The sequence below is a fragment of the Phocaeicola paurosaccharolyticus JCM 15092 genome (assembly GCF_000613805.1).
Classification (GTDB): Bacteria; Bacteroidota; Bacteroidia; order Bacteroidales; family Bacteroidaceae; genus Phocaeicola; species Phocaeicola paurosaccharolyticus.
The window spans coordinates 47099-59718 of sequence record NZ_BAJR01000013.1 but is presented as its reverse complement, the minus strand read 5'-3'; the positions used below and the strand labels follow the sequence as shown (position 1 = coordinate 59718).

At 36.9% G+C, this 12620-nt stretch carries 10 protein-coding genes; 6 read left to right on the top strand and 4 right to left on the bottom strand.

Features of this window, described 5'->3' with window-relative positions; all coding sequences use genetic code 11:
- The 3 genes from JCM15092_RS07320 to JCM15092_RS07310 form a co-directional block, all read right to left on the bottom strand.
- Entirely contained in the window at positions 1-3252 is a 3252-nt protein-coding gene (locus JCM15092_RS07320; protein ID WP_024994095.1) for a helicase-related protein, read from the bottom strand.
- 39 nt (positions 3253-3291) lie between these two features.
- On the bottom strand, positions 3292-3495 hold the full coding sequence (locus tag JCM15092_RS15325; protein ID WP_034541715.1) for a helix-turn-helix transcriptional regulator: 204 nt from the start codon (positions 3493-3495) through the stop codon (positions 3292-3294).
- 367 nt (positions 3496-3862) lie between these two features.
- Positions 3863-4546, bottom strand: coding sequence for a kinetochore Spc7 family protein (locus JCM15092_RS07310; RefSeq protein WP_024994094.1), 684 nt, complete (start codon positions 4544-4546; stop codon positions 3863-3865).
- 516 nt (positions 4547-5062) lie between these two features.
- Here JCM15092_RS07310 and JCM15092_RS07305 point away from each other — a divergent pair.
- Genes JCM15092_RS07305 through JCM15092_RS07295 form a run of 3 tightly spaced genes read left to right on the top strand, consistent with a single transcriptional unit; the run spans position 5063 to position 7241 of the window.
- Entirely contained in the window at positions 5063-6001 is a 939-nt protein-coding gene (locus JCM15092_RS07305; RefSeq protein ID WP_024994093.1) for a hypothetical protein, read from the top strand.
- Positions 5995-6780, top strand: coding sequence for a hypothetical protein (locus JCM15092_RS07300; protein WP_024994092.1), 786 nt, complete (start codon positions 5995-5997; stop codon positions 6778-6780). Before JCM15092_RS07305 ends, JCM15092_RS07300 begins: the two co-directional genes overlap by 7 nt.
- An 8-nt stretch (positions 6781-6788) precedes the next feature.
- Positions 6789-7241, top strand: a complete 453-nt coding sequence (locus JCM15092_RS07295) for a metallophosphoesterase (RefSeq protein ID WP_024994091.1) — start codon at positions 6789-6791, stop codon at positions 7239-7241.
- A 334-nt stretch (positions 7242-7575) separates the two neighbouring features.
- Here JCM15092_RS07295 and dnaK read toward each other — a convergent pair whose 3' ends face one another.
- A complete protein-coding gene (gene dnaK / locus JCM15092_RS07290) occupies positions 7576-9489 on the bottom strand; it encodes a molecular chaperone DnaK (RefSeq protein WP_024994090.1) in 1914 nt (637 codons plus the stop codon).
- Positions 9490-9870: 381 nt separating this feature from the next.
- On the opposite strand from dnaK, the gene JCM15092_RS07285 reads away from it, so the two are divergent.
- Genes JCM15092_RS07285 through recA form a run of 3 tightly spaced genes read left to right on the top strand, consistent with a single transcriptional unit; the run spans position 9871 to position 12583 of the window.
- Positions 9871-11064 (top strand): saccharopine dehydrogenase family protein, encoded by a 1194-nt coding sequence (locus tag JCM15092_RS07285; protein ID WP_024994089.1) that lies wholly within the window; start codon positions 9871-9873, stop codon positions 11062-11064.
- A 19-nt stretch (positions 11065-11083) separates the two neighbouring features.
- Positions 11084-11530: a thioredoxin-dependent thiol peroxidase gene (gene bcp, locus JCM15092_RS07280; RefSeq protein ID WP_024994088.1), complete on the top strand. Its 447-nt coding sequence runs from the start codon at positions 11084-11086 to the stop codon at positions 11528-11530.
- A 12-nt stretch (positions 11531-11542) separates the two neighbouring features.
- Positions 11543-12583, top strand: coding sequence for a recombinase RecA (recA, locus tag JCM15092_RS07275; RefSeq protein WP_024994087.1), 1041 nt, complete (start codon positions 11543-11545; stop codon positions 12581-12583).
- Positions 12584-12620 lie beyond the last annotated feature (37 nt).

The window sequence follows — 12620 nt, the reverse complement described above, 5'->3', positions numbered from 1 at the left end:
TTACTTTTGTAGTTCTTCACTTAATATTAGGGTCTCTTCACTATCATCTACTTTGTTTTGAGTAATAATGATACGTGCTATATATTCGGCTGAGATTTTCTTTGGCAACTTATCTATATCCTTTATTGCTAACTGATTGATGAAACGTATCTCATAACCGGATAGTGCATCCGCTTTTACTACCGACATTAAGTCGAACAAATAATCGGAGGATAGAAGTTTGCCTTTTTGGAGTATCTTTATTTTACTCACAGCATTCAGAATATCTTTTTCATTACGATCTTTCACATCATTACTAAATAGTGAAGCTTTTACTTTTTGGTAAGTCGTATCAAAATCCTTACTTAAATCTACAGGTATTTCTTTAGCATCAGCAGAGAATAGCGACAAGGCTTCTTCAGCAGGAATCATAACAGGTTCAATGGTCTTGCTACCTATTTTGAAAACAAAATCATTACCTTTCTTACCAAACATTAAGATACCTTGTTTAGGCTTATCTATATTTCTGGCAGTTCGGGCACGATGAGGCAGATCAAGAGCCTTTTCATAAGCCTCTGTACCTTTCAGCTCATTAAGAAGTTTCCGATAAGGTGTGTCCCAAGAAGTCTCCTCGCTCTTAGCAAATTCCTTACGATAGCGCTCTTTAAAGTATGCTTGAACCTCTTCTTCTTTAGTAAGTGCTTTTGTATCTTCTCCCATAATGGCATGTATCATTGCCATTTTAAGAGTGGATATTTCCTTTTTGCGTGTGTCTTTTTCTCCCACATCAGTAGGGAAGTAATTGTAAATGTACAATTCATCGAACACCTTCTTATTGATACGATTAATACGCCCTATACGTTGGATTACTCGTGTTGGGTTATAAGGTATGTCATAATTAAAGATTGCACCTGCACGGTGGAGGTTATAACCTTCTGAAATAGCATCCGTTGCAACAAGAATATGGTAGTCATCTTGCTGCAATGATGTCTTTAAACCTGCATCAAAATTAGCTCTAATAATATCTTTGTTTGTTTGGGATGCATCGGCTGATGTATATTTCATTACAGGCAATCCTGCTTTTTTCAGAGCCTTTCCCAAATAATCGGCTGTATCGGCATATTCAGAGAACACAATGAGTTTGCGCTTAGGGTCGGTTTTCATTCTCTCACGTACTATTTTAATGAAAGAGTCCAATTTAGGGTCAAACTGTATCTTGTTATCTACCCCAAACCATTGTTCACGTAGATTCTTCAGCAATTGTATATCCGATTTTACATCAGCCACAAAGTCATCTTTTATGTACTTCATATCAATTTCAAAAAATCCTTTTGATTCATATTTATCAAAGGTTTCTTGAATCTCTTCCCAATCATCATCAGAAGTATCGTAGAAATCGCTCACATCAGGTAGATTACCTTTTTTATAAATAGGTATCTTGTGACGTTTATCCACCCATCTCAGCATGTGTTCTGAAGATTGAATCATATATCCTAAAGATGATTGAAAAGCTGCAACAGAACTTTCAAAACGTCCGACCAAAAGATGGCGCATGAAACTTGCCACGTTTGCCTGTCGTCCAATCAAAAGTCCGAACTTTATGCCTGTTTTCTCTTCCAATTCTTTCGCTAACTTTTCCTTCTTTTCGTCTTGTACATAAAGAGCAGGGGAATAACGTGCTGCCTTGAATCTATATATATCGGCATCACTATTCTCTGATTTACTGATACGATCGAGTGTAGAAAGATATAAATCTTTTAATTCACTAAGGTCATAGGTCAATTCTTCAGGATCATTAGGAATAACCAATTGTATCTTTTGCTGTTCTAAATCATCTGAATATTCGTCTATCTCTTGTAAATCCAACCGGGAACGTCTCACAACCAATGGACTGATTATTGAACGTATATTCTTTGAAATTTGTGCTACCTCTACCTTAACATCTTCATCAGATGCTTCTCCTTTTCTTTGTGACTCACGCAAATCACGATACTTATCAATTAAATCCTTAAATGCAGCACCAAGGTTTTCTACGGTCTTTAGTGTTGAACGTGACGGAATCTGAAACAATTTAACCAAAGAATAGATATCGGCTGGTTGATTATTGAATGGCGTTGCAGTGAGTAGTAACACTTTATTACCTGAACAAAGGTTATGCAGCAGCGCATAATCTTGTGTATATTCATTTCTAAAACGGTGAGCTTCATCAATGATAATCAAAAATTGTTCATCATCCTTTCTCAATTCCTCAAAATGTAATAGTGCATTCTCTATCTTTCCTGCACTATACACAGATGCTGTAAAGCCAAATTCATCACGATAGCCTTCCCATTGTTTATATAAGTGAGGAGGGCAAATAACTATGGTTCGCAATTTTAAATTACGAGCAATAGCAGAAGCAACAATACTCTTACCTAAACCAACCACATCGGCAACAATTGCACCATTATGATTATCCAAGGCATTCAAAGCCATTTGTACGGCATCTGTCTGATATTTCAAATTAGAATACTTGCCATCTGTTATATCGTAAGGAGTAAGCAGATTCTCCTTAGTTGGAATAGAAAAATATTCCTTGAGTACTCGGATAAACATCAGATATGGAGAGTAGATTTGATCATACCAAATTCTAGACATCACCTTATTATTCCATTCATCAACATTATCTTTGTTGGCAATCACAACAGAACTATCCCATAGTTCTTGGAATATTTTAGCACCTTCTTCATAATCAGGCTTTCCATCAAAACGAGCATTCAATTCCAAACGACCTGTAAGCCCTTGATAGGAAAGGTTACTGGAACCTGTAATCACTACACCAGGCAATTCACCTCCCTCATTCATCATATCATTATATGCAAACAGATACATTTTGGAATGGCATGGCTCAAGAGTTTTTCTTATTTCCAATGTGCCATCTACAATCTTTGAATAGAATATCTTGAACTGTTCCAGTTTATCTACTGTGTCCAAGAAATCGGTGTCATTGAATATTTTTACAAATTGCTTGTAGTACTCTTCTTTAATATTACTACGCGACGGTAATGCTTGCCTAAAATTCTCAACTTCACGAATATGTTTAGTTATCTGTAAGTCAACATCAAGTCCGACAAGTATTCTTATATTCTTGTTTATAAGATTTTCTGATAGCTCAACATATCCGGAATAATAGAAGTAGCCTACTAATATATCAACAGCGTCAGTTTTAGGAAGAATACCGTTTATAATATCCGAAAGGAACTTATCTTTATTTGTTATAAAACTACTGCTCATGTTTTATTCTCTCTTTAATTATCAAAAATACTATTCTCTTTAATATTCATCAGTAATCAAATCCTTAATACCAACCGAAAGGAACTTTGCAATATCTGCCAATACCTCCAAAGATGGTTGCTGTCTGTTAGCACAATAAGCATTAATTGTACTAAAGCTTTTACCTATCACTTCAGCTAATTCTGTCTGAGATACACCTTTTTCGACAAGAACTACTTTTATTCTATTGAGTTTTTTAGTCATGTTATCATTATTTAAATGCAATATACAACAATATTATCTATATAGCGTATAATATAATATATTTCTTTAATTTTATAAATTTGATTTTTTCACCATTCCATCTCAATGGAATGGTTTTTGCAAATGACAATTTAGTAAAAAAAAGGTGGTGATTTGAAATCACTCCCTTATAAAGGCTCAAAAAAAAGGGGTGCACAAATCGTTCACCCCCTAAACTTGATAATCACAAATCTCAAGGTATGGGTCCCTTAATCAGAAGCCCCCTTGTATTTCAGAGACTTATGTATAATGAATCCATAGTTCATCTATCAAGTACAGCAAGGGCATACTTTTAAAGTATACCCTTTGATTGCTAAAAAATAGACAGCTAACGTCTCATGCCATCCTTACGTCTTTTATCTTTCTCTCCCCATGGCATATCCGATTGTGAACCGCCTCCTCCAGTTCCAACATGAGCTTGTGCGGGTCCACCACATGCAAGTGTAAAAGCTGCTCCTAACATCTGAGCTTGCACCTCATTCACCTGCTCCCAAGGTTCAAATATAGCATTCACAAATTCATGGTCGGTAATCTCTCCATTGCTATGCGCTTTGGCTGTTTGGTAATCTATATCATATTTTATTGCTTCATATTCCTCCTCTCCTACCTTTGTCCAGATATGAAGAGATGGATGCAAATAGTTTGGCACAAATAGATTTGTCAATATTGCTCCTGATAATAAATTATATCTATGCGGATTTGCTTTTCTATCAAGTCTATCTATCTGTTGATTCTGCTTTGCTATCTGAGCATCTTTACTTTCAATTGTACCTCTCAGCTTTTCTAATTCCTTAATGGCTTTCGTTATCTCTTGCTTATAGCCATTATGAAGTTTTGATACATCCTGTCTATGTTGTTGGCATAGCATATCTTTCTCTTTTTGCAGTTCTGCTATTATATTTTTGAGTAATACTATTTCCTTATCTTTCTCTGATATTGAACTCTTGGCTTTAGCTAAATCACCTTTATTAAATAAAGCAAAAAATCTGCTGTTTTTATTTCTATGTGGCATGACATTCCTGCATCATTACCACTTAGACGTTGTAGATGGCATACTACATATTGTGTACTCATTTAGGTTTTGATTTGTCTATAATAGAGTTGTAAATTCCGTCTCGCTATTTAAATTGCGTCGCAAATATGTAGCAGATATAAGCCTAATATCGAGAATAATCAATAGAGATATATCGATTTACTAAAAATAATTCACCTCTTCTTCAAATCTAATCACAACTGAATATTAATCAATTACAAGTACGCGTTAACCTTTTGATTATGTTTTATACACATTAAAGCCAAACAAAAAACAAACATCCATAAATATAACCTCGGCTAGTATTAGATTGTATCATAACAAAACTAAATACATTTTTAAGGCTGCCCTCACTTTCCAAAATATTTTTGCCTTTTATATGAAAATATTTTTGCCAAGAGAAGACTAGCACTCAAGTATTATCACTATTTTTGCATCATTATCATTAGCTATGATAATAGAGCAAAATTATTGATAATATCAAATATTAGCAGTATGGAAAATATAGTGATTGCAGGAATGATGCTTCAGACAAGACTAATGGAGCGTTCTGAACTAAAAGGAGTTTTTACCGATGCCTTATTAGGATATACATTCTATGACGTGCTATTTCAAGGTAATGAATTTGTATTGCTCCAATCTAAAGATGAAAGAAAACTTGCCCCATTACAATATAAGAAGTTAGCAGAGCAACTCGCTTCTGTATTAAAAAAACCTTGTGTATTCTTATTTAATAGTCTGGCAACCTATGAAAGAAACAGACTTATTGAACGTGGAGTATTCTTTGTTGTAAGTGGAAAATATGTTTTTCTCCCTTTTTTGCTTATCAACGCTAAAGATAGTGTAGAAATATCAAAAGACCGTATGCAACCAGCCAGTCAATACTTGCTGTTATACCATCTTCAAAAGGAACAAATACAAAATGCTACACTCAGCGATTTATCTAACAAGATACCTTATAATTATCTTGCAATCAGTAGAGCTGTCAGACAATTAGAAGCTATGCAATTGGTGGACGTAAACACACTGGATTCTGGCATAAAGGAAATTTCCTTTTCATTACCCAATCAGGAACTATGGAAAAAGACAGAACCACTTATGCAAAACCCTATAAAGGCTATATGGTATGCAGATGATAATATCAATGAAGCTACATTAGGGGGAATTGATGCTTTATCGGCTTATTCACACCTTAATCCTGACTACCAGAGAACAGTTGTATTCTACGATAAAGATTTCAATAAAATACGAGATAATACAGATTTACGTCTTAATAAAGTGGAAGGCTTAACTAGAATCGAAGTTTGGAAATATCCACCCATCCTATATATCGGAAATATCGTAGATAAGTTATCACTGTATCTGACACTTAAATACGATCACGACCCAAGAGTACAAAAAGAATTAGAAACAATGATTAAATCATTATGGTAAGAGGAATAGAAAAATTTAAAGAGGCTTTTGAAGTCTACGCAGATAATTATGTGATTATTGGAGGTACAGCCTGTGATGCCATACTCAGCGGCACATTAATGCGTCCTCGTGCCACAGACGATATTGATATGATATTGGTAGTTGAGAATATGAGTACCGAATTTGCACAAGCGTTTTGGAAGTTCATCAAAGATGGCGAATACAGGAATGGTAAGCGAAAACGTGGTGAAGACAAAACTCCAGTATATGAACTCTATCGTTTTGATGATGGGAAAGAGGATTTTCCAATAAAAATTGAATTATTATCAAGACATTCTGATCTTCTAGGAGAACCATCGGGCTTCCATATAGAACCAATACCTACAGGTGAAGATGTTTCTAGTCTATCAGCCATTATGATGGACGAAGATTATTACAACATAACCATTCAAAACAGTTTTATAAATAATGGATTACGTTTTGCATCTTCTATTGCACTTATTTGCCTCAAAGCAAAGGCTTTTCTCAATTTGATTGAAGAAAAAGCTAAAGGCAGAACTGTTAATACGAAAGATATCAAAAAGCACAGAAACGATGTATTGAAACTCGTTGCCACTACTGCGTTTGATTCACCTACACATGTTTCTTCGAAGATACACGAATGCATTTTGGCATATATTCATAGAATAGAAGAGTTACTTGAAAGCGAACCTCAATTGTTAGAGGCAGCACTGGAACGTAATTCGAATGTTATTCGTGGCTATCTAGAGATACTCAGAGATGCATTCATCATTAAATAGTACTGGGTATGAAGATACAAATCGCATCAGACCTTCATTTAGAATTTGCTGAGAACTGGCGATATCTTAAAGAACATCCTCTAGAGGTTTCTGGTGACATATTGGTCTTGGCAGGAGATATAGGTTATCTCGGCGGTGACAACTATTCCAAACATCTGTTTTGGGACTGGGCATCAGATAACTATCAGCAAGTGATTGTCTGTATGGGCAATCACGAGTTCTATAAATACGATGACATAGCTACGCTAAAAGAGGGCTATAGTCTTGAGATTAGAAAGAATATTCATAGTTATTACAACGGCATTGTATCCATTGCATATACGGATATTATTGTGTCCACACTTTGGTCATCCATTGATTTGGAGAATTCATTCTACACAGAACAAGTAATCAGTGACTTCCGTAGAATCATATATAATGGAGAACTACTTACTTTTTCTGATGCCATTTTCTATTCATGAATCAAACAGTCTTTCTTACGTTTATATGCTATGTCAGAGCATTGCTTTGAACAATACACAGAATCGATTGAACGAATTTGAAAAACAGAATTACAAATAGGACATTTCCTTCGCATTTCATATTTTGCCTTTGCCATATTTATTGCTATTTAAATACTTAGAAATATTTTGTTTTACTTCACCGACTATTTTGTCAAGTCAACGATTTGAAACAAATATACGACAAGCATCCGGAAACAAATCAAAAACAATTGATTCTAATAAAAAATAAATCCCGTGTAATTTATTGTATTACACGGGATTATTATATTTAATTATTGTTTGTTTATCAAACTTATTTCACTTCTTCAAAGTCTGCATCCTGAATATCTTCACCATTGTTTGCAGAACCTTGTTGCTGCTGTTGCTGCTCTCCTGCACCTGGACCAGCCTGCTGGCCTTGAGCACCTGACTGAGCATACATATCAGCGCTTGCTGCCTGGAATGCAGTGTTAACCTCTGCCATAGCTGCATCGATTGCTGCAATATCCTGAGCCTTGTGAGCATCTTTAAGTTTCTGAAGAGCTGCTTCAATTGGAGCCTTCTTATCGGCTGGCAGCTTATCACCCAACTCTTTCAACTGATTTTCTGTCTGGAATATCATTGAGTCAGCCTGATTTAACTTGTCAACTTTCTCACGCTCTTTCTTATCTGCCTCTGCATTAGCTTCAGCCTCAGCTTTCATCTTATCAATCTCCTCTTTGCTCAAGCCGGAAGATGCTTCAATACGGATTGCCTGTTCTTTTCCTGTTGCCTTATCTTTTGCAGATACCTTCAAGATACCGTTAGCATCGATATCGAATGTTACTTCAATCTGAGGAACTCCACGACGAGCAGGAGCAATACCTGTCAAGTTGAACTGACCGATAGACTTGTTCTGTGATGCCATTGGACGCTCACCTTGAAGAACATGTATTGTAACTTCTGTCTGGTTGTCGGCTGCAGTAGAGAATACTTCGCTCTTCTTACATGGAATAGTTGTATTTGCATCAATAAGCTTAGTCATCACACCACCCATAGTCTCGATACCCATTGACAATGGAGTAACGTCAAGAAGAACAACACCCTTAATCTCATCTGTAAGAACAGCACCCTGTACTGCTGCACCTACTGCTACAACCTCATCAGGATTTACACCCTTAGATGGAACTTTACCAAAGAAATCTTCAACAAGTTTCTGAACTGATGGTATACGTGAAGAACCACCTACAAGGATTACTTCATCGATATCTGCGTTAGAAAGACCTGCATCATTCATAGCCTTCTTACATGGTTCAAGACAAGCCTGAATCAAGCTGTGAGCCAATGATTCGAATTTAGCACGACTCAAACTCTTAACCAAGTGTTCAGGACGTCCGTCAACAGGCATGATATAAGGAAGGTTGATCTCTGTTGTTGTAGAAGACGACAACTCTATCTTTGCCTTTTCTGCAGCCTCTTTTAAACGTTGCATTGCCATTGGATCTTTTTTAAGATCTGCACCTGTATCTTTCTTGAACTCTTCAACCAACCATTCAATGATTACCTGGTCAAAGTCATCACCACCAAGGTGTGTATCACCGTTAGTAGAAAGAACTTCGAATACACCACCACCAAATTCAAGGATAGAGATATCGAATGTACCACCACCAAGGTCGAATACAGCAATCTTCATATCTTTATGAGCCTTATCAAGACCGTAAGCAAGTGCTGCGGCAGTTGGCTCGTTTACAATACGCTTAACCTCAAGACCGGCAATCTGACCAGCCTCTTTTGTAGCCTGACGCTGAGAGTCCGAGAAATATGCAGGTACTGTGATGACAGCCTCTGTAACTTCCTGACCAAGATAATCCTCAGCAGTCTTCTTCATCTTCTGAAGTATCATAGCTGAAATTTCCTGAGGAGTGTACAAACGTCCGTCGATATCAACACGTGGAGTGTTGTTTTCACCCTTAGCTACATGGTAAGGTACACGTGCAATCTCTTTCTGAACCTGGTCCCAGTTCTCACCCATGAAACGTTTGATTGAGAAAACTGTACGTTTAGGGTTTGTGATAGCCTGACGTTTTGCAGGATCACCAACCTTACGTTCTCCACCATCAATAAATGCCACAACAGAAGGTGTTGTACGTTTACCTTCACTATTTGTAATTACTACAGGTTCGTTTCCTTCAAATACAGAAACGCATGAGTTTGTAGTTCCTAAGTCAATTCCAATAATTTTTCCCATAATTGTATATTCTTTATATTTATTCTTTATTAAAACATTAATTTATGATTGACTCATCTGTCTTGTTTGACCTGTCAATCAATCACACTTCATCAGGAACAAAGGTTGTGCCAAAAAATATTTTATCACCTTAGACTGCCAAAATGGCTCGAAAAATATGACATAATTAAGTTGAAAAAAGTGGAAATATGACGACATACCCTGTTTAACCTCCCAAAAAGCCTCACAAGTCTAATTATTATTAGATCATTATTAATCTAAAAACAACCATACGTAAAACAGAAAATTGTGCACAAGTTACATCGAATAAATATTTTGTTATCTTTGTATACTAAACGGCATATTGGCCGTACTACTTGTTCTTTTAATTTTAAATAGCAAATGGGGAAAGTATTAATTATCGGTGCGGGCGGTGTAGGAACTGTCGTTGCACATAAAGTAGCTAAAAATCGTGATGTATTTACTGATGTCATGATAGCAAGCCGAACAAAATCAAAATGTGATGCTATTGTAAAGGCAATAGGTGATACTACTATAAAGACTGCACAAGTTGATGCAGATAATGTAGATGAACTTGTAGAGCTATTCAACAGTTTCAAACCTGAAATCGTTATTAATGTCGCTCTTCCTTATCAAGACCTTACTATTATGGAGGCTTGTCTTAAGGCAGGAGTTAATTATCTTGATACAGCTAACTATGAGCCTAAAGATGTTGCTCATTTTGAATATAGTTGGCAGTGGGCTTACAAAAAGCGTTTCGAAGAGGCAGGACTTACTGCTATTCTTGGATGCGGATTTGACCCGGGAGTGAGTGGTATCTTCACTGCATATGCAGCAAAGCACCATTTCGACGAAATAGAGTATCTTGATATAGTTGACTGCAATGCAGGTAACCACCACAAGGCATTCGCTACAAACTTCAATCCTGAAATCAACATCCGTGAGATTACTCAGAACGGACGTTACTTTCATGAAGGAGATTGGGTAACTACAAAACCTCTTGAAATTCATAAAGACCTTACATATCCAAACATAGGTCCTCGCGATTCATATCTGCTTTATCATGAAGAGTTGGAGTCTCTTGTAAAGAACTTCCCAACAATCAAACGTGCCAGATTCTGGATGACATTCGGTCAGGAGTATCTTACTCACCTGCGTGTTATTGAGAATATCGGTATGGCAAGCATTAAGCCTATCAATTACAACGGCATGGAGATTGTTCCACTTCAGTTCCTTAAAGCTGTTCTTCCTAATCCTCAGGATCTTGGCGAGAACTATGAAGGTGAGACATCTATAGGTTGTAGAATAAGAGGTAAGAAAGATGGCAAAGAGCGTACATACTATGTATACAACAACTGCAGTCATCATGAAGCTTTTGTTGAAACAGGTATGCAGGGTGTAAGCTACACAACAGGTGTTCCTGCAATGATCGGGGCTATGATGTTCATGAAGGGCTTATGGAAACGTCCGGGTGTATGGAATGTTGAGGAATTCAATCCAGATCCATTTATGGAACAACTCAACAAACAGGGCTTACCGTGGCATGAAGAACATGATAAAGATCTTGAACTGTAATCTTTTAATAAAATAAATTATGAACGTAGGAGATAGAATTCCCGGAATATTGGGACTCGATGAAAATGGAAAAGAGATTAAAGCAAGTGATTTCAAAGGAAAGAAACTTGTCCTCTATTTTTATCCTAAGGACAGCACTTCAGGTTGCACAGCCGAGGCTTGCAATCTTCGTGACAACTACAGTGAGCTTAGAAAAGCTGGATACGAAGTTCTTGGAGTAAGCGTTGATGATGCTACGTCTCACCAGAAATTTATCTCTAAGAACGGACTTCCATTCAATCTAATTGCCGACACTGACAAGAAACTCGTTGAAGAGTTTGGAGTATGGGGTGAGAAAAGTATGTACGGAAGAAAATATATGGGTACTTTCAGAACCACATTTATCATTAATGAGGATGGTATAGTCGAGAGAATTATCTCACCTAAAGAGATAAAGACAAGCGATCATGCCAAACAAATTCTATAAATCAAAATTAAAATGGCTAAAAAAGAAAACGAAGAATTGGATTTTGCCAGTTCAGGTTCAAGCAACAGCGAGAAACTGAAAGCACTGCAGGCTGCAATGGACAAAATAGAGAAAAACTTTGGAAAAGGTTCTATTATGAAACTCGGTTCTGAGAATATTCAGGAAGTTGAGGTTATACCATCTGGTTCTATTGCACTTAACGCGGCTCTTGGTGTGGGTGGTTATCCAAAAGGAAGAATCGTTGAAATATATGGCCCTGAGTCATCAGGTAAAACTACTCTTGCAATACATGCTATTGCAGAGGCTCAAAAAAATGGTGGCATAGCTGCATTCATTGATGCTGAGCATGCTTTCGACCGCTTCTATGCTGCTAAACTTGGAGTGAATGTTGATGAGCTTATCATATCTCAACCAGATAATGGTGAGCAGGCTCTTGAAATTACAGAGCAACTTATCCGTTCTTCGGCTATCGATATAATTGTTATCGACTCTGTTGCTGCTCTGACTCCTAAGGCTGAAATCGAAGGAGAGATGGGCGAAAACAAGGTAGGTCTTCAAGCAAGACTGATGTCACAAGCTCTTAGAAAACTTACTTCAGCTATCAACAAGACCAATACTACATGTATATTCATCAATCAGCTCCGCGAGAAGATTGGTGTTATGTTCGGTAACCCTGAAACAACTACCGGTGGTAACGCACTTAAGTTCTACGCTTCAGTTCGTCTGGACATACGCCGTGTCTCTCAGCTTAAAGATGGTGATGAGGTTATTGGTAATCAGGTGAGAGTTAAAGTGGTTAAGAACAAAGTGGCTCCTCCTTTCAGAAAAGCTGAATTCGATATAATGTTTGGCGAGGGTATATCCAAATCCGGAGAGATTATAGACCTTGGTGCTGAACTTGGAGTAATAAAGAAGAGCGGTTCATGGTACAGCTATAATGATACCAAAATAGGTCAAGGACGCGATGCATCTAAACAGGTTATGAAAGATAATCCTGAACTTGCAGAAGAACTTGAAGCTCTAATTTTCGAAGCACTAAAAGATAAAGAATAAGAGAGAAGAATATATCTATGTTAATAAGCTACACATT